This is a genomic window from Thalassobacter sp. HA4-2 (assembly GCF_055693705.1).
In genome coordinates, this window is record NZ_JBVFUK010000001.1 from 2,579,762 (window position 1) to 2,596,783 (window position 17,022).

Genomic DNA, 17,022 nt, shown 5'->3' on the forward strand with positions numbered 1-17,022 from the left:
CGCCCCCTTAGAACGTCTGGTCGTAATCGCCTACGTTGGGTTCCACCCGGATCACGGCGTCGATGTCGTTGAAAATCGCGCGCAGCTGGTCCGGGCTTTCGGGGCTTTCGCAGACGACCACAAGGTTGGGCGTGTTCGAGGAGGCCCGCACCAGCGCCCAGCCGCCGTTTTCCAGCATGACCCGCGCGCCATTGACCGTCACGATATCGGTGACTTTCTGCCCGCCCAGGGTCAGGGTCGCGCGTGCGGCCTGTAGCCGGGCGATGATCCGCTCCAGCGTGTCGTATTTTTCCAGATCGGCGCAGAAGGGCGACAGGGTGGGCGTGGTGTAGGTGGTCTGCAATTCGTTGCGCAGGTCGGACATGGATTTGTCCGGGTTGCGGTCCAGCAGTTTGCAGATTTCAACCGCGACGCGCATCCCACAGTCGTAGCCCCGGCCCACGTCGCCGGACAGAAAGTAGTGGCCGGATTTCTCGAACCCGGCCAGCGCGCCCAAGGCATGGACCCGGCGCTTCATGTGGCTGTGTCCAGTTTTCCAGTAATCCGTGGTGGCGCCATTGGCCCGCAGCACCGGGTCGCTGGCGTAGATGCCCGTGGATTTCACATCCGCCACAAAGGTCGCGTTGGGGTAGAGGCGCGACAGGTCACGGGCCATGATGACCCCGACCTTGTCGGCAAAGATCTCTTCGCCCTCGTTGTCGACCACGCCGCACCGATCGCCATCCCCGTCAAAGCCCAAGGCCAAATCTGCGCCCGACGACCGCACGCTGTCGGCCATGTCGTGCAGCATCTCCATGGCTTCGGGATTGGGGTTGTAGTGGGGGAAGGTGTAGTCCGGGGTGCAGTGGCTTTCGACCACCTCGACACCGATGCGGCGCAGGACCTCGGGTGCGAAGGCGGCGGCGGTGCCGTTGCCGCAAGCCGCGACGACCTTTAGGGGGCGGGACATTTTGAAATCTCCCACAAGGTCCTGGATATAGGCCTCTTGCACGCCGTCCACGAATTCATACCGCCCCCCGGGGCGGGCAACGCCTTCGCCGTTCAGGACGATATCGCGCAGGCGGGACATCTCGTCGGGGCCATGGGTCAGGGGGCGTTCAAAACCCATCTTGACCCCGGTCCAGCCGTTTGGATTGTGGCTGGCGGTGACCATGGCCACGGCGGGCGCATCCAGATGGAACTGGGCGAAATAGGCCATGGGGGACAGGGCGGGACCGATGTCGCGGACGTGGATGCCCGCCTCCATCAAGCCGGTCATCAGGGCATATTTGATCGACAGGGAATAGTCCCGGTAATCGTTGCCCACGGCAATTACGGGTTCGATGCCGGCCTCGTGCATCTGGGTGCCAAGGCCGCGGCCAAGGGCCTGCATCCCGGGTAGGTTGATTTCCTCGGGAAAGCGCCAGCGGGCATCATATTCACGAAAGCCCGTGGGCTTGATCATGGCGTCGCGCAGGAACGACCAGGTGTTCGGGGTTACATCAGGGATCGGTTTCATCGGGCACTCCGAAGGGGTTGTTCACAAGGGACCATCCGCCCCCCGCGCGGGGGGGGGGCAGCACAGCGCCCTAGCCAGAGACCTGTTCGCGCAGAATGGCAGAGGTCAGGGACAGCATCAGGTAAATCCCGGCAAAGATGATGAACGCCAGAACGGTGTTCTCGAACGACCGGGGATAGGTCGCCTCGTCCGGGGCCACGGGGGGCACGGAGGTGGACAGATAGCGCACCTGCCGGTTCGCCTCGATCCGGGCGGTTTCCAGCTGTTGGGCCGCCTGTTGCAACAGGGCCTGCCGGGTTTGCAGATCAATCTGCGCCACGCCAAGTTCCGCCGACACGCGGGCCAGCGAGGCCGCGCCCGTCCCGCTTTCGGTCAGGCCGGAGCGTAGGCTGTCCATCTCGGCCTCCAGCTGGGCAATGATGGATTCGGCGTTTTGCACCTGGGCTTGGTTCGGGCGTGCGTTGGACAGCAGCTGTTCCAGACGCAGGCGGCGTTCGCGCAGCTCTGTCTCGATGGCGCTGATCTGGCCCATGCGTTGGCTCAGTTCCGCATCGGCGGACACAACACCCACCTTTTCCTGCAACTCGACCACGCGGTTGGAGGCCTCGGCCATGCGACGCTCCGCCTCTTCGGCGCTGTCGAGGGCCCCTTGCATCTGGTCTGCACGCAGGCGGGCGGTCAACTGGTCCACCTGTTCTTCGGCAAACCCGGTCAGCGCCTCGGCAAAGGCTTGGCTGGTTTCGGGGTCGGCGGCGATCACCTCCATCTTGATCAGGCCCTCGGTGGGGTCATAGCCGATCAGGACCTTGTCTTGGTACAGCTTGTACATCGCCTCGAAGCTGGCATCGGGGTCCAGACGTTTCAGGGCATCAATGTGGGGCTGCGAAAAATGCGCCCGGAACCCAAGGTCCGCGTCCAGCCTGCGCAGGGCATCGCGGGACAACAGGTAGGATTGTACCGAGATTGAGTCCTGCTGCGTCGCTAGGGACGACCCTTGGAACAACGACCCGATGCCCCCGGCCCCCGCCGAGGCCCCGCCATCGGCCTGCTGAATGATGAATTCGGACTTGGTGGCGTACATGGGCGTGGCGATCACGTAGAAGTAAATCGCGGACAGAAGGGTTGGCAGGCCCACGAAAAAGGCCAGCCGGATCGACAAAAGGGCCACGCGGCGGCGGCGGCGGCGGGCGATATCGCGCTGGACCTTCATGATCTCGCGGGCGCGGGTCGCCTCGTCGTATTCTTGCGGTTGCGGCGCTGCGGGCGGGGGGCAGCCTGTTGTTGGGCAGGCATACGCTCCCCTTGTTTGGCGGGCACACCGGCGTTTGCTTCACCGCCTGCCACCAGTTCCAACATGTTGGAGCGGGAGAACGGGTCGATCCCTTGGGCGCGCAGCATCCGCACGGCGTCGAAATCCGACACCGGTGTCAGGCCGTGGCGTCCGGCCACGCGGCGGGCCATGCGCAACTGGCGGCCGGTCAGACCCTCGGCGCGGATCGCCTCCAACTCTGCCTCGGCGGCGGCGGGGTTCTTGTCCGCGGGCACGGCAATGCGCTTGGGTTGGATCTTGGCCATAGGTTGCCCCTGGGTTTGACCTTGGGGCTGCCCTTGCGGCTGGCCTGCGGGCTTGGATTGCGCCTTTGGCTTGTCCTCGGGCTTGCGGAAATCGGTATCGCCGAAGCCGTCGTCATCCTCGTTCGCAAACATCTGTTCTTCGCGCGAGGCCTGCGCTTTGGGGGCCGCAGCGGCCTCGGCGTCCTTGCGGATGCGAAACTTTCTAGCTTTGGGTTTCGAAGTCATAAAGTGCCTTGGCCTCTTCTAGTGTATCGAATTGATACAGTTTGCCGTCGCGCAGCACGGCGGCAGATTTCGCGAATTTTTCCAGGGTTTTCGCCTGATGGGATACGATCACGACCGTGGCGCTTTGCAGCCGATCCTTCAGGATGGACCCGGCCTTGCGGTTGAAATCCACATCTGTGGTCGAGGGCATCCCCTCGTCGATCAGATAGATGTCGAACTCCATCGCCAGCAACAGCGAAAACGTGAACCGCGCCCGCATGCCCGACGAATAGGTGCCCACGGGCATGTCGAAGTATTCCTCGATCCCGCACAGCCAGCGGCAGAACGCCTCGACATAATCGGGGTCCAGACCGTAGAGCCGCCCGATGTAGCGCGCGTTTTCCCGGGCCGAGTGTTTGTTGTTCACCCCACCCATGAAGCCCAGCGGGAAAGAGACGCGGCAGGTGCGGGTCACCGTGCCCTCGTCGGGCTTTTCCAGCCCGGCCATCATGTTGATGATCGTGGTTTTGCCTGTGCCATTGGGGGCGAGGATGCCGACGGATTTGCCCACCTCTACGCGAAACGAAGCTTGATCAAGGATGATCTTGCGCTGCTTGCCTGTCCAGAAGGACTTTGAGACGTTGTCAAATTCCAGCATCTGAATTCTCGTACCCGTACCACACAAAAGCCCGGCCGACGCGGCCCGGTCCTCTGACTGTTAAAAGAACAATGCGGCGGCATTATGTCAGTCTGTCGATGAAACCGGAACAATCGCGCCCGCACTGCCCTTGCCTTGGCCCCATAACAAAGGGCGACCCGAGGGACGCCCTTGATATAGTCGCTTTGACGCCGTTTGTCAGTGCTGGCGTTTTTCCACCCGGGTGACGATGCCCGCGATGATCGACATTGCTGCCGCCCCGAAGGAGAACAGCGCCCCCATCTTCGCCGCGTCCTGCACAGGGCCCGGGTCAAAGGCGACCGAGGCCACGAACAGCGACACCGTGAACCCGATGGCCGCGACGCAGCCGATCACGAACAGATCCACCGTGCGCATCCCCTCGGGCAGGCCCAGCTTGAACACATGGGCCCCGATGACGCCGAACAACAGCACCCCGATGGGTTTGCCCAGCATCAGCCCCGCAAGGACCAGCCATGTCGGTTCCGCGATGGATCCAAAGGCCACGCCTGCGTTCAGAAGGCCAAAGAAGAACAGGATGATCTCGACGGGGTGTTTCAGGATATGCTCGGCCTTGTTCAACAGGTCGTGCAGGTGCGTCTCGGCTTCGGCAAAGATACCGAACGCCCGGTCTGCGTGGGGCAGTGTCGGCACGATGGGCAGCAGGCCAAGGGCCGGGTGCAGCCCCGATTGGGCAAAGCCGAACCACGACAGCACACCGGCGAACAGGTACGGCCAATACGACAGCTTGCTGCGCACCCATGTGGAATTGGGCCGGGCTTGGTTGCCACGGTCCATCCGACGGGGCAGCCAGTTGAACAGGCCGTAGACCCCGATGGCCGAACCCAGCGACAGCAGCAACCAGATCGGTGCCAGATCGCTGGACGGATAGAAGATCGCCAGAATGATCAGGCCCACCGCATCATCGGCAATCGCCAGCAACAGCAAGAAGCGCACCGCCGGGTGCGCCGCCCCAAAGACCAGACGCCCCACAAGATAGGAAAACGCGATGTCCGTCGCCGTCGGAATGGCCCAACCGTTTGCGACCTCGCCGAATTTCGCAGGCCCCATGAACCACGCCAGCGCCAGATAGACCGTGATCGGTCCCAGCATCCCACCGGCCGTGGCGAACAGGGGGGTGGCGGCCTTTTTGCCGCGCAGGGATCCTTCCTTGAGGATCACCGCCTCCCAGACTTCTTTGGCGGCGATGGCAAAGAAGAAGGCCATCAGGATGTCGTTGATCAGATAGTGGAACGTGACGACCTTGGCCGTGTCATGGTGCCCAAAGGCCGCGGCATCCGCCCCCATGACGTGTTCCCAGTGATGATAGCTGGCCCCGATCCAGTCGTTGAACCACAGCGGATATTCCACCATCACGTGATAGCTGTGCTGGTCCAGATTGGCCCAGGTCAGCGCGATCAGCGCCCCCGCGATCAGCAGCAGCGAGTAGTTAATTACAAAATCCCAGACGCGATACATGGTCGTTCTCGCCCCCCATCTTGGCGCGCAGGCGCGCGGTGTCGCTATGCAATCGGCGTAGGGCAAGGCGGTGGTCAACTCAATATACCACGGCATACCTGCGCGGACGGGTCACAGGGTTTATCAATTTTATAGAAAAAATCTATTGCAGCGGCGGCCGCGCACGCGTCTTTTGGACGGTGGCGCACGGTGCGCTACCTGTGGGCAATGACGCTCCAATCCCAGATCAGTGCGTGCACTCTGTGTGCAGATCGCTTTGCGGCCACGGCCACGGGGCATCGGCCCCGTCCCATCGTGTGGTTCGCATCGGGCGCGCCGGTCCTGATCGCCAGTCAGGCCCCCGGGGCCAAGGCCCACGCCAGCGGCAAGCCCTTTGATGACCCCTCGGGCCGCCGCCTGCGGGACTGGATGCAGATGGACGAAGAGACCTTTTGGGACACGGACCGGGTCGCCATCGCGCCCATGGCGTTCTGCTTTCCGGGCTATGACGCCAAGGGCAGCGACCTGCCGCCCCCGACCCTGTGCGCAAGGACGTGGCGGGATCGGACCCTGGCCGAGATTGGCCGCCCCCGGATCACCCTGTTGGTCGGGGGGGCCGCGCAACGCTGGCACCTTGGCGCGCGGACCGTCACGGACACGGTCGCGGGCTGGCGCGACCATGCCCCGCGCCTCTACCCCTTGCCCCATCCGTCGTGGCGCAATACCGCTTGGCTGAAACGCAACCCCTGGTTCGAGGCGGAGCTTTTGCCCCACCTGCGCGCCACATTGGCCGAGGTCCTATGACACCACTCGATACAGCCGCCCAGACGATGGACACCTCCGACGCCGCGCGCCTGCGGTTCTTTGAACGGCTGGCCGAGGCAGAGTTGTACGTCTTGCTGCAGGACGAGGCCGAGGGCGACCAGATCACCCCGCGCCTGTTTCCGGTGGAAGGCACCACCTTTGTGCTGGCCTTTGACACGGCAGAGCGGTTGACCGAATTCGCCGGCGCCGCGCCCTATGCCACGATGTCGGGGCGCCTGCTGGCCGGAATGTTGGCGGGGGCGGGTCTGGGTCTGGGCCTGAACCTGGAGGTCGCGCCGTCCTCGCAACTGCTGGACCCCGCGGCCATGGCGTGGCTGGCAGACACCGTGGCCCACGCCCCGTCCGAGGCACAGGACACCCCGGACGAAATCTGCCCCCCCGTGGGCCTGCCCGAGGCGCTGTTGACCGCGCTGGACACGAAACTGGCCCTGGCCGCAGGCTTCGCCCGGGCCGCTTATCTGGTGGGCGTGACCTATCCGGGCAAACGGCGCGGGCATCTGTTGGGCTTCATCGACGCGGTGCCCGAAGCGGAACCCAGCCTGGCCCGCGCCGTGGGCGAGGCGTTGACCTTTTCGGGGATCGAGGCAGGCAGTCTGGATGTGGCGTTCTTTCGCGCGTCCGACGCGATCACGCCCCTGCTGGCCAAACACGGGTTGCGGTTCGATCTGCCCGAGGCAGAGGCCCCAAGCCAGCCCGGCGCAAACCCCGGCATGGACCCCGCCAAGCCCCCGCGCCTGACCTGACTACCAAGGCACCAGCGCCAGCGTGATGACCGGGAAGGCCAGCAACAGCACCACGCGCAGCAGGTCGCTGACCACAAAGAACAGGACCGCCTTGTAGGTCTCGGACATGGGCGTGTCGCGGTCCATGGCGTTGATGATAAACAGATTCATCCCCACGGGCGGGGTGATCAGGCCGACCTCGACCACGATCAGCACCAGAATTCCGAACCAGATCGCGACCAGTTCCATGTTCACCCGGTTCAGCGCCCCGCCCGACGCGCCGCGCAGGCGCAGGGCGCGGATCTGGTCGCGGGTCAGTTCGGCCCCTTGGGCGAGGGTCTGGTTGATACTGTCCAGCATATCGGGGGCCAGCTCGACCCCCTTGGCCAAGGCTTCGGCGGCTTTGACGGCATGCAACTCGGCCAATGTGACGAAGGTAAAATCGAGTTCCTGCACAATGGGCCAGAAGATCGGGATCGTCAGCAGGATCATCGACAGGCTGTCCATGAAACAGCCCAGGATCAGGTAGAACACAAGGATCAGGACCAGCACCACAATGGGCGACAGGCCCGCACCGCCGACCCATGCCGCGACCTCTTGCGGGACTTGGGTCAGGGCCAGAAAACCGTTGTAGAACGCCGCCCCCAGCACGATGAAAAAGATCATCGCCGAGGATCGCGCCGTGACCAGAAAACTCTCGCCCAGTGTGGCTCGGGTCAGCCCCCTTGGGCCCATGCGATCACACCCGTGCCAAAGGCCCCCACGGCGGCCCCTTCGGTGGGCGTGAACCAGCCTGCATAGATGCCGCCCACCACAAGGCCGAAGACCACCAGCACCGGCCACACGGCGGCCAGCGCGCGCAGCCGGTCTGCCATGGGCACGCGGGGCTTGGTGCCTGCGGCGTCGGGGTACAGGCGCACGTAGATCGAGATCACGACGACATAGCCCAAGGCCGCCAGCAGCCCGGGGATGAAGGCCGCGATGAACAGCTTGGCGATGTTTTGTTCGGTCAGGATGGCATAGATCACCAGCACGACCGAGGGCGGGATCAGGATGCCCAGTGTGCCCCCTGCCGCAAGGGTGGCGGTGGAAAAGCCGCCCGCGTAGCCGTAACGCTTCATCTCGGGCAGGGCCACGCGGGACATGGTGGCGGCGGTGGCCAGGGACGATCCGCAAATGGCCCCAAACCCCGCGCAGGCCCCGACGCTGGCCATGGCCACCCCGCCCTTGCGGTGACCAAGGAAGCCCTCGGCGGCTTTGAACAACGCCCGGCTCATGCCGCCCAGGGTCGCAAAGTGACCCATCAGCAGGAACATCGGGATGATGGACAGGGAGTAGTTGGAGAAGGTCGTGAACGTCTCGGACTTCAGCCGCGCCAGGGGGATCGTGAAATCCCCGGTCACGGCCACAAGGCCGAACAGGCCGGTCAGGAACATGGCCAGCCCGATGGGCACCCGCAGGAAAATCAGCAACAGCAGCGCGGGGAAAGAGGCGACCCCGATGGCGATATCACTCATGGCGTGTCCTCGGGCGCGGGGATGCGCGGGGTGCCTGTGACCAGTTCGACCGTGCGCAGGACCGCGACGGCGATGGCCACAACGGCGGACAGCACGGCCCCCACCAGCGCGGCGGCATAGGCCAGCCAGACCGGGAACTGGATCAGGAACGTCGTCTGACCCGAGGACCATTTGGATTGCAGCCCGCCCCACAGCTGCACCGCGATCAGGATCAGGGCGGCGGCAAAGGCGACCTCGGCCAGCCATTGCAGGGCCCGCGCCACGCCGACGGGCAAGCGCGCGGTCAGGATCTCGACGGAGGCATGTCCGCCCGTGATCTGGCACCACGGCAGGAAGGCAAAGATGACAAAGGCCATGCCGACCTCCACCAGCTCGAAATCGCCCGTCACAGGGCCAATGCCCAGATCCAGCAGCGCGCGCGCCCACGCCGCCCCCGCGAACACATCCGCGTGCAGCCAATCGTTCACCAGCCGCCCCAGGATCGACACGACGGTCATCACGATCAGGGCGGACAGGACAAGCCCCCCACCCACGCCATCGCCTTGGAAAGTGTCAAAAGCCGCGCAAACATGGCCCCCTTAACCACGCCGCGCCGCCCTTTGTCCATTGGCCGGGGCAGGATGCCGCTATGCAGCGCGCGGGCTTCACAGGGGCCAGCGCCCCTGCTACATGCGGCGCACCTTTGTTCCGTAAGAGAGACCGCGCAATGACAACCCTCGTTTTTGGCCACAAATCCCCCGACACCGACAGCACCGGATCGCCCCTTGCCTGGGCGTGGTATCTGGGCACACAGGGCGTGGACGCCAAGGCCGTCCTGCTGGGGGAGCCGAACACCGAGGCGGCATTCATGTTGACCCGCTGGGGCTTTGACATGCCAGAGATCATCGCGGACGTGGCCGAAGGCCAGCCTTGCGTTGTGGTCGACACCAACAACCCCGCCGAACTGCCCGCGTCGATCAATGCGGCGGACGTGCAGCAGATCATCGACCACCACAAGCTGGTCGGCGGGTTGGAGACCAAGGGCCCGATCGACATCACCATCCGCCCGCTTGCCTGCACCGCGACGATCATGGCCGACCTGATGGGCGATGCCTTGAACGACGCGCCCGAGAACGTCAAAGGCGCGATGCTTACCTGCATCCTGTCCGACACGCTGGAATTCCGCAGCCCGACCACCACGGACCACGACCGCGCCGTGGCGACCCGTCTGGCCGGTGATCTGGGCATCGACATGGCCGCCTACGCGTCCGAGATGTTCGCCGCCAAGTCCGACGTCAGCGCATTTTCCGACGCAGAGCTGTTGCGCATGGACAGCAAGGAATACGAGGTCGCAGGCACCAAGTTCCGCGTGTCCGTGCTGGAAACCACGGCGCCAGATGTTGTGCTGGACCGCAAAGCCTCGATCATGGAGAGCATGACCGCCGTGGCATCCGAGGATGGGGTGGATCAGGTGCTGCTGTTCGTGGTGGATATCCTGAACGAAGAGGCCACCATGCTGATCCCCAACGACCTGACGAAAACCGTGGCCGAGAAAAGCTTTGGCGCGACGGTCACCGGGGACACGGTTGTTCTGCCCGGCGTGATGTCGCGCAAGAAACAGATCATCCCGAATCTGGCCGTTTAGGGGCCATTCAATCCCCGGCGGTCACGCCTGAAATCAACTGCGCGCCCAGCAGGCGCGCGGTGTCCGGGGTGCGGGTGACGGGGGCGACCTGTCCCGGCAGCCGGTCCAACTGGTCCAGCCACGCGCGGTGAGCGGCCACCCCTTCCTCCAGACTGACAAAGGTGAACCGCATCGGCGCGCCGATGGGCGTTTGCACCGCTTGGCTCATGTCGCAGGGCAGGACGTGGGCGATACGGGGATAGCCTGCGGTGGTCTGCCCCTCGCCCAGAATGATGAACGGCGTGCCATCGCCAGTGATCTGGATGTCGCCGGGCAGGGTCAGGTCGGACAGCACCTGCAAGGCCCCCGCCACGGTCAACGCAGGGCCCCCGCCATCCAGCCGCAGGGCCGTGCGGTCCGACCGGGGGAGCGGGTAAAGGTCGTGGTTTCCAAGGCGCGGTATTGGTCCGGGGAGAAAAGCGACGTGTGCAGGCTGGGCACCACCCGCAGGCTAGGCAGCGGGGCCGGTGGCGGCAAGGTCACTTGGGTCTGCGCGCCACCCTCGGGACCGACGGGCAGCGTCTGGCCAGCGGTGACCAGCCCCCCGAACCCGGCACGCAGGTGGGCACTGCGCGCACCAAGGGTCTCGGGCACTGCGAACCCGCCGCCTGCACCGATGTAGGAATAGCCGCCAGAATTTGCCCCCACGGACAGGGTTGCGCCCTTGGGCCAAGCATGGCTGGTGTCCCACGCCAGCGCCTCGCCGTCCAAAGTGGTCGGGGCGGGCGCACCGGTCAGGGCCAGACGCATGTCCTCTTCTGCCCGGAAGGTGCCGCCCATGACCGCACATTCCAACACGGCCAACCCCGGGTCTTGGCCCAGCAACGCGCCGATCCGGTGCAGCGCCGCGCGGTCGGCAGCCCCCCCGATGGACACGCCCACGGACATCAGACCCGGACGACCGAAGTCCTGCACGGTGATGGCCGGGCCTGCGGACAGGACGGTCACCGCCCTCATGCCAGCACCTCGACCGTGGCCCCGGCGTCTGGTCCCTCGCCCTCCAACCTGCGCAGGGTCTCGGCGGAGACGGCCCGAAAGCGGACCTCGTCGGCGGGGTTCAGGACAAAGGCGTCCCCTGCCCCGTCCGGGCCAGCATCTGGGCGAAACAGCTTGAACCCGATGCGCCCGATATGACGCCAGCCTGTGGGGGCGGCGTTGGTGAACAGCACAACCTGCCGGATCGCCACCACCAACGCGCCTGCGGGCACGCGCGGGTTCAACTGTTCCTGCCTCGGGATGTCCCATTCGGGGGTCAGCGGGCCAAGGTAGGGTTGCCCGGGGGCAAAGCCCAAGGCCTGCACGCTGATCGTCTGAGAGGTGAGCGCGGCAACCGCCCCGCCCGGGGTCATGCCCACCAAGCCCGCGACCTGTTCCAGATAGGGGCCATCGGCGCCCCCGAAACTGGCCGGGATGGTCCAGCGTTTGCGACCCGAGGGCGGCGGCGCAGCGTACCAGTCCTGTTCGTCCAACAGGGCCTGCACCTGCGCGATGACCGTGGCGTGATCGGTCTGGCGCAGGTCCAGACGCAGGGCGGCAGAGGCGAGGGTGACCGTCACCTCCTCGACCCCGTGCCAGCGGCTTGCGCCCATGGCGGCGGCAAAGGCAAGGGCGGCGCGGTTGGCGTTTGGGTCTAGTTTGTCCGCAAACTGAATGACCAATCCCGTCAGTCCAAGGGGTGTGATGCGCGGAAACTGCATCGTGGTGCCCCCTACCCCGCGCTGGCCCCATGAGGGATTTTCGCCATGGCAGCGCGCAGCGCATCAAGGGTCACCGGTTTGGGCAGGTGTTGGTTAAATCCAACCTCTAGATACCCTTCCACCTGATGGGGCAGGACATTGGCACTGCACGCGATCAGATGCAGGGGGGTCGCGCTCGTCTCTGTCTCGAAGGCGCGCAACTTGCGGGTGAAGTCGGTGCCGGACATCACGGGCATGCGGATGTCGACAAAGGCCGCGTCAAAGGTGTTTTGCTGGGCGATGTTCAACGCCTCCAACCCGTCGTTGGCAAAGGTCAGCTGTGTATCCATCGTTTCCAACATGGCACGCAGGACCAGCCGGTTCATGGCATTGTCCTCGACGATCAGCAAACGCAGGGGGTGGTTGAGGGCGTTGGCCGACGTCTCTGCCCCAGCCGCAATCAGGTCCGCCCGGGCGGCGCGGCGCACTTGGAACACGGCTGTAAAGGTGGCCCCGCCCCCGGGGGTGTCGGATACTTCCAACTTGCCGCCGTGCAATTCGCATAGCTGGCGCGCGATGGCGAGGCCAAGCCCCGTGCCGCGCGATTTTTCGTGACCCAAGGCCTGCCCTTGAGAAAAACGCTGGAAAATCAGCGCTTTGTCGGCATCTTGGATACCGGGGCCTTGGTCGATAACGGATATCCGCAGGTAACGAAAGTCACCATCCTCGGCCTTGTCATAGACAGTGCGCACCTCGATCGCGCCGGTGTCGGCAAATTTGACAGCGTTGCCCAGAAGGTTCGCTATCACCTGCCGCATGGATCGGGCAGAGCCGACGACCGGGCGGCTCGCCTCGGCCTGACTGGTCATCAACAGGTCCAGACCCTTTTCGGCAGCAACCTCTGAAAACAGCGTCACGGCGTCACTGACCACGTCACTGGGCACAAGGCTTTCCATTTCCATGGAGATCTTGCCCGCCTCGATCCGGCTGAGGTCCAGAATGTCGTTCAGAAGGGTCAGCAGGGCCTTGGCAGAGCGGTTGATGACCGTGACCATCTCATGCTCTCGCGCGGGGAGGTCCGATTGCTCCAAAGCCTGCGCCATCCCAAGGATGCCGTTCATCGGGGTCCGGATCTCGTGGCTCATGGTTTCCAAAAAGATCGTCTTGGCGCGCAACGCCGCCTCGGCGGCCTCGCGGGCCTGGACCAGATCGGCAACTGTCGTGCGCAGGGTCGCCTCGGCTTGGCTCAGTTCTGTCAGGTCGGTGTGGGCGCCCAACATGCGGACCGGTTTGCCGGTCTCATCCCGAATCGCAAGGCCGCGACAGCGCACGGTGATCCATTCACCGGACACCCTGTGACGGTAGCGCACGATCTGGTCATAGGGGTGGTCTGGATCGGCCAGGTGCTTGTTGAAGTTTTCAAGCGAGGTTTCGAGGTCATCGGGATTGATGATGTCCTGCCACGCCGCCGCCTTGTGGGGCATCTCGGCCGGATCATAGCCGAACAAGCGCCAGAACTCCGCGCTCATCCACTCTTCATCGGGCTTTTCGAGATCCCAGAACCAGATCCCGTCCAGCGAGGCTGCACGCAAAAACTCAAACAGCTCGGAATCGCGCTGAAAGCGTTCCGTCAATTCTTTCTCTAAATAATGCATGCGTCCCCACAATCGTACTGCATCTTAGGATCACTTTAGGTTAACGAAACATGAATGGCCCGCGTGTTTTGGGCACAAAGACGAAAAAGAGGCCGCACCATGACGCACGTGATCACCAACTTGGCAGAGATATCGGATCAATACCGGGCGATGTTCGTGGACCTGTGGGGATGCGTGCACAACGGGTTGACCCCCTTTCCTGCGGCGGTCGCGGCCTTGCGCGCCTACCGGGCAAAGGGCGGGATCGTGGTGTTGGTGACAAATTCCCCCCGCCCCCGCGCCGGTGTTGCGGCCCAACTGGCCGAGATTGGCGTGCCCGAGGATACGTGGGACACCATCGCCACGTCCGGGGACAGCGCGCGGTCTGCGATGTTTCGGGGCGTTGTCGGTTCCAAGGTCTGGCACATCGGGCAGCCCCACGAGGGCGGGTTCTTTGAACCCTTGTCCGTGGTCGAGAACCCAGTCGACATCACCCGCGTCCCGCTGGACGAGGCCGACGGCATCGTATGCACCGGCCCCTTCGACAGCCTTGCGGACCCGGCGGTCATGCGGCCCCAGTTTCTGGCGGCCAAGACACGGGGGCTGAAACTGCTGTGTGCCAACCCGGACGTGATTGTGGACCGGGGCGACAGTCGGGAATGGTGCGCCGGGGCGCTGGCACAATTGTACACCGAAATGGGCGGCGAAAGCCTGTATTTCGGCAAGCCGCACCCGCCGATTTATGACCTTGCGCGTCGCCGTCTGGCGCAGATCGCAGAGGTGTCTCGACCGCGAGATCCTCGCCATCGGGGACGGCCCAGCCACGGATGTGGCGGGCGGCGTGGGCGAGGATTTGGATACCCTGTTCATCACCGGCGGCTTGGCCGCCTCGGAAACCGGCACGCCCGAGGCCGGGCAACCTGACCCCGCGCTGCTGGACAGCTACCTTGCGCAGCAGCAACTGAGCCCTCGGTACAGCATTGGCTTCCTGAGGTAGGCGCGCAATAATATTGCCACACGTGCGTCAAATTCGTCTCATAATTACTTCTGCATTGCAGCATGGATGATTCTCGGCTATCAGAACCGCAGGAGGATCAGCCATGCTCGACAATCAGCCCCGCGGCACAATCTGCATCGAAGATATCGAAATCGGGATGTCCCGGTCCCTGACCAAGGTGATCACGGACAAGGATATCGAGATGTTTGCCGAAGTGTCGACCGACCATAACCCGGTCCACCTTGACGACGACTACGCCCGCGACACGATTTTCGAAGGACGCATCGCCCACGGGATGCTGACCGCTGGCCTGATCTCGGCGGTGATTGGCGAACAATTGCCCGGGCATGGCACGGTCTACATGGGGCAGACGTTGAAATTCCTGGCCCCCGTCCGCCCCGGCGATCTGGTGCAAGCCGTGGTCGAGGTCACGGATATGGACATCGCCAAGCGTCGCGTGACCATGGAGACGTGGTGCGAGATCGGCGGCAAAAAGGTTCTCAAGGGCGAAGCGGTCGTTTTGGCGCCGTCGCGCAAGTTCGACTAGGTTGCGCGGCTGGGCTTGGCCCGCTAGGTCAGCCCCATGGATATTATCCGCGACTTTGAATTCGTAGCACCGGAACACCGTGGCGCCTCTGTTGCCATTGGGAACTTTGACGGTGTGCATCTGGGGCACCAGCGGGTGTTGGATCTGGCCCGCCGGGGGGATGCCCCCTTGGGCGTCATGACCTTTGAGCCGCACCCGCGCGAGATGTTCCAACCGGATGCCCCGCCCTTTCGGTTGATGAGCGCTGCGGCCCGGGCCACGCGCCTTGGCAAGCTGGGCGTCGAAAAACTGTTCGAGCTGAATTTCAACACCGCGCTGGCCACCCTGCCCGCCCGGGACTTTGCCCAAAAGGTCATCGCAGATGGCCTTGGACTATCCCACGTGGTGGTCGGGGCGGATTTCTGTTTCGGCAAGGGGCGCAGCGGGGACGTTGCCGCCCTACGCGCCTTTGGTGCGGACATGGGGTTCGACGTGACCGTGGCCGAGATTTTGCAAGGTGCGGGCGGGGCCGTCTCCTCGACCAATATCCGCGCGGCATTGGCCGACGGACGTCCCCGGGATGCCGCCGCCATGCTGGGCCACTGGCACCGGATCGAAGGGCCCATCGTGCACGGCGAGAAGCGTGGGCGCGAGCTGGGCTATCCCACCGCCAACATGGACCTGTCGGGCCTGCACCTGCCCCGCCTTGGGGTCTACGCGGTTCTGGTGGACATCCTAACCGGTCCCCATGTGGGCAGCTATCACGGGGCGGCCTCGCTGGGGGTGCGGCCCATGTTTGGCGGCGCGGTTCCGAACCTTGAAACCTTTGTGTTTGATTTCACAGGCGATCTTTATGGCGCGCAAGTCTCGGTCGCGCTGGTGGATTTCCTGCGCCCCGAGATGACGTTTGACGGGTTGGACGGGCTGATCACCCAGATGGACGCCGACTGCGCCCGCGCCCGCACGATCCTGAGCGCCCTGTGATGCGGCAGGACTTTTGGACCCTGCCGCTTGCCAAGTTGACCAGCGCCGAGTGGGAGGCGTTGTGCGACGGTTGCGGCAAATGCTGTCTCAACAAGCTGGAGGACGAGGATACGGGCGAGGTTGCCTTTACCAAGATCGCCTGCCGCCTGTTGGACGACGCCACCTGCCGCTGTGCCCAATACGACATCCGCAAGCAGTTCGTGCCGGAGTGTGTGGTGCTGACGCCCAAGACCCTGCCGGATGTGGCCTATTTCATGCCCACCACCTGCGCCTACCGCCGTCTGTACGAGGGCAAGAGCCTGCCCGACTGGCACCCCCTGTTGACGGGCGATCCCGAAAGCGTGCACCGCGCAGGGGTGTCCGTGCGCGGCTGGACCCTACCCGAATTCGAAGTCCCGGAGGAGGAGTGGGAGGATCACCTGATCGACGAGCCGACAGGTGATACCCCGGATTAGTGGACGCTGGCCTCGGTGATGAAGGCACTGACGCGGGCCATTTCCGGCCCGCTGACCGAGGCGGTCGCGCCGCGCTGCAACAACACTTCCCAAATCGCGCCCATGCGCAGTTCGATCTTGCGGTCGTCCTTGCCCGCCTTGGCTTGCAGGGTCTGCCAGTGGCTGTCGTACATGGACACAAGGGTGCTGTTGGGCCACAGGTCGTAGGTGTCCTCGGGCGCGATGATCTGTGCCGCTGTCAGGGTGCGCTGCTGAGGGCGCGGGGACCTGGCCGCCGCCGGCGCGCTGGCCGTGACCTCTTCGGGCGACAGGGACACAGGTTCAATGTTGGTGAATTGATCAAGGCGCAGGGCCTCGTTCGCATGGGCCGGGCTTTGCCACGCCAAGGCAACCAAACTGCCCAGCGTCACGGCCCAGACAAGACCCACAGGCCACAGGGCCCGCCCCTGCACGCTTTCAAAACCATTGTCCATCAGATCCGCCTCATCTTTTGTTGTCGTGTTTTGCCCAAAGGTGTGGCGGCGGAATGAGGCGAAAATGGGGCACACTGGACACGCAGGGCCGCAGGGGGACTGGTCTTTGGCCCTTTTGTGGTGTGAATGTGGCCCAAAT

Annotated in this window: 15 protein-coding genes and 3 pseudogenes; 7 read left to right on the forward strand and 11 right to left on the reverse strand. The window is 64.4% G+C overall.

What is annotated here, in order from left to right; all coding sequences use genetic code 11:
• Nucleotides 1–7: 7 nt before the first annotated feature.
• The 5 genes from ACZ1G0_RS12985 to ACZ1G0_RS13005 all read right to left on the reverse strand — a co-directional run bounded on the left by ACZ1G0_RS12985 (nucleotide 8) and on the right by ACZ1G0_RS13005 (nucleotide 5,432).
• Entirely contained in the window at nucleotides 8–1,498 is a 1,491-nt protein-coding gene (locus ACZ1G0_RS12985) for a phosphomannomutase/phosphoglucomutase (protein ID WP_472737322.1), read from the reverse strand.
• A gap of 70 nt (nucleotides 1,499–1,568) precedes the next feature.
• On the reverse strand, nucleotides 1,569–2,708 hold the full coding sequence (locus tag ACZ1G0_RS12990; RefSeq protein ID WP_472737323.1) for a KpsE/RkpR family capsule polysaccharide export protein: 1,140 nt from the start codon (nucleotides 2,706–2,708) through the stop codon (nucleotides 1,569–1,571).
• Complete coding sequence (locus ACZ1G0_RS12995; protein WP_472737324.1) at nucleotides 2,705–3,298, reverse strand: hypothetical protein; 594 nt, start codon at nucleotides 3,296–3,298, stop codon at nucleotides 2,705–2,707. The genes ACZ1G0_RS12990 and ACZ1G0_RS12995 overlap by 4 nt, the downstream gene beginning before the upstream one ends.
• Nucleotides 3,276–3,935, reverse strand: a complete 660-nt coding sequence (locus ACZ1G0_RS13000) for an ABC transporter ATP-binding protein (protein WP_472737325.1) — start codon at nucleotides 3,933–3,935, stop codon at nucleotides 3,276–3,278. The genes ACZ1G0_RS12995 and ACZ1G0_RS13000 overlap by 23 nt, the downstream gene beginning before the upstream one ends.
• Nucleotides 3,936–4,133: 198 nt before the next feature.
• Nucleotides 4,134–5,432 (reverse strand): Na+/H+ antiporter NhaA, encoded by a 1,299-nt coding sequence (locus ACZ1G0_RS13005; protein ID WP_472737819.1) that lies wholly within the window; start codon nucleotides 5,430–5,432, stop codon nucleotides 4,134–4,136.
• A gap of 207 nt (nucleotides 5,433–5,639) precedes the next feature.
• On the opposite strand from ACZ1G0_RS13005, the gene ACZ1G0_RS13010 reads away from it, so the two are divergent.
• Both ACZ1G0_RS13010 and ACZ1G0_RS13015 read left to right on the forward strand, forming a co-directional pair.
• The gene (locus tag ACZ1G0_RS13010; protein WP_472737326.1) at nucleotides 5,640–6,215 is read left to right on the forward strand and encodes a uracil-DNA glycosylase family protein; all 576 of its coding nucleotides are present in this window, start codon (nucleotides 5,640–5,642) and stop codon (nucleotides 6,213–6,215) included.
• Nucleotides 6,212–6,979: an SseB family protein gene (locus ACZ1G0_RS13015; RefSeq protein WP_472737327.1), complete on the forward strand. Its 768-nt coding sequence runs from the start codon at nucleotides 6,212–6,214 to the stop codon at nucleotides 6,977–6,979. The genes ACZ1G0_RS13010 and ACZ1G0_RS13015 overlap by 4 nt, the downstream gene beginning before the upstream one ends.
• On the opposite strand, the pseudogene ACZ1G0_RS13020 reads toward ACZ1G0_RS13015, so the two are convergent.
• Together ACZ1G0_RS13020 and ACZ1G0_RS13025 are read right to left on the reverse strand one after the other, a co-directional pair.
• Nucleotides 6,980–8,475: pseudogene (locus ACZ1G0_RS13020) on the reverse strand (TRAP transporter large permease).
• Nucleotides 8,472–9,008, reverse strand: a complete 537-nt coding sequence (locus ACZ1G0_RS13025) for a TRAP transporter small permease (RefSeq protein ID WP_472737328.1) — start codon at nucleotides 9,006–9,008, stop codon at nucleotides 8,472–8,474. Before ACZ1G0_RS13025 ends, ACZ1G0_RS13020 begins: the two are co-directional and overlap by 4 nt.
• 173 nt (nucleotides 9,009–9,181) lie before the next feature.
• On the opposite strand from ACZ1G0_RS13025, the gene ACZ1G0_RS13030 reads away from it, so the two are divergent.
• Nucleotides 9,182–10,099 carry a manganese-dependent inorganic pyrophosphatase gene (locus ACZ1G0_RS13030; RefSeq protein WP_472737329.1) on the forward strand — a complete coding sequence of 306 codons (918 nt, stop codon included), beginning with the start codon at nucleotides 9,182–9,184 and terminating at the stop codon, nucleotides 10,097–10,099.
• Between the two features lie 7 nt (nucleotides 10,100–10,106).
• On the opposite strand, the pseudogene ACZ1G0_RS13035 reads toward ACZ1G0_RS13030, so the two are convergent.
• The 3 genes and pseudogenes from ACZ1G0_RS13035 to ACZ1G0_RS13045 all read right to left on the reverse strand — a co-directional run bounded on the left by ACZ1G0_RS13035 (nucleotide 10,107) and on the right by ACZ1G0_RS13045 (nucleotide 13,469).
• Nucleotides 10,107–11,095 (reverse strand): annotated as a pseudogene (locus ACZ1G0_RS13035) (5-oxoprolinase subunit C family protein).
• A complete protein-coding gene (locus ACZ1G0_RS13040; protein ID WP_472737330.1) occupies nucleotides 11,092–11,835 on the reverse strand; it encodes a 5-oxoprolinase subunit B family protein in 744 nt (247 codons plus the stop codon). The pseudogene ACZ1G0_RS13035 and the gene ACZ1G0_RS13040 overlap by 4 nt, the downstream one beginning before the upstream one ends.
• A gap of 11 nt (nucleotides 11,836–11,846) precedes the next feature.
• Entirely contained in the window at nucleotides 11,847–13,469 is a 1,623-nt protein-coding gene (locus tag ACZ1G0_RS13045; RefSeq protein ID WP_472737331.1) for an ATP-binding protein, read from the reverse strand.
• 99 nt (nucleotides 13,470–13,568) lie between these two features.
• Between ACZ1G0_RS13045 and ACZ1G0_RS13050 the strand changes: the two are divergent.
• The 4 genes and pseudogenes from ACZ1G0_RS13050 to ACZ1G0_RS13065 all read left to right on the forward strand — a co-directional run bounded on the left by ACZ1G0_RS13050 (nucleotide 13,569) and on the right by ACZ1G0_RS13065 (nucleotide 16,410).
• Nucleotides 13,569–14,445 (forward strand): annotated as a pseudogene (locus ACZ1G0_RS13050) (TIGR01459 family HAD-type hydrolase).
• Between the two features lie 103 nt (nucleotides 14,446–14,548).
• The gene (locus tag ACZ1G0_RS13055) at nucleotides 14,549–14,992 is read left to right on the forward strand and encodes a MaoC family dehydratase (RefSeq protein WP_472737332.1); all 444 of its coding nucleotides are present in this window, start codon (nucleotides 14,549–14,551) and stop codon (nucleotides 14,990–14,992) included.
• 36 nt (nucleotides 14,993–15,028) lie between these two features.
• Entirely contained in the window at nucleotides 15,029–15,955 is a 927-nt protein-coding gene (locus tag ACZ1G0_RS13060) for a bifunctional riboflavin kinase/FAD synthetase (RefSeq protein WP_472737333.1), read from the forward strand.
• Nucleotides 15,955–16,410, forward strand: coding sequence for a YcgN family cysteine cluster protein (locus tag ACZ1G0_RS13065; RefSeq protein WP_472737334.1), 456 nt, complete (start codon nucleotides 15,955–15,957; stop codon nucleotides 16,408–16,410). The genes ACZ1G0_RS13060 and ACZ1G0_RS13065 overlap by 1 nt, the downstream gene beginning before the upstream one ends.
• Here the strand turns inward: ACZ1G0_RS13065 and ACZ1G0_RS13070 are convergent.
• On the reverse strand, nucleotides 16,407–16,883 hold the full coding sequence (locus ACZ1G0_RS13070; RefSeq protein WP_472737335.1) for a hypothetical protein: 477 nt from the start codon (nucleotides 16,881–16,883) through the stop codon (nucleotides 16,407–16,409). The two genes, ACZ1G0_RS13065 and ACZ1G0_RS13070, sit on opposite strands and share 4 nt — an antisense overlap.
• Nucleotides 16,884–17,022 lie beyond the last annotated feature (139 nt).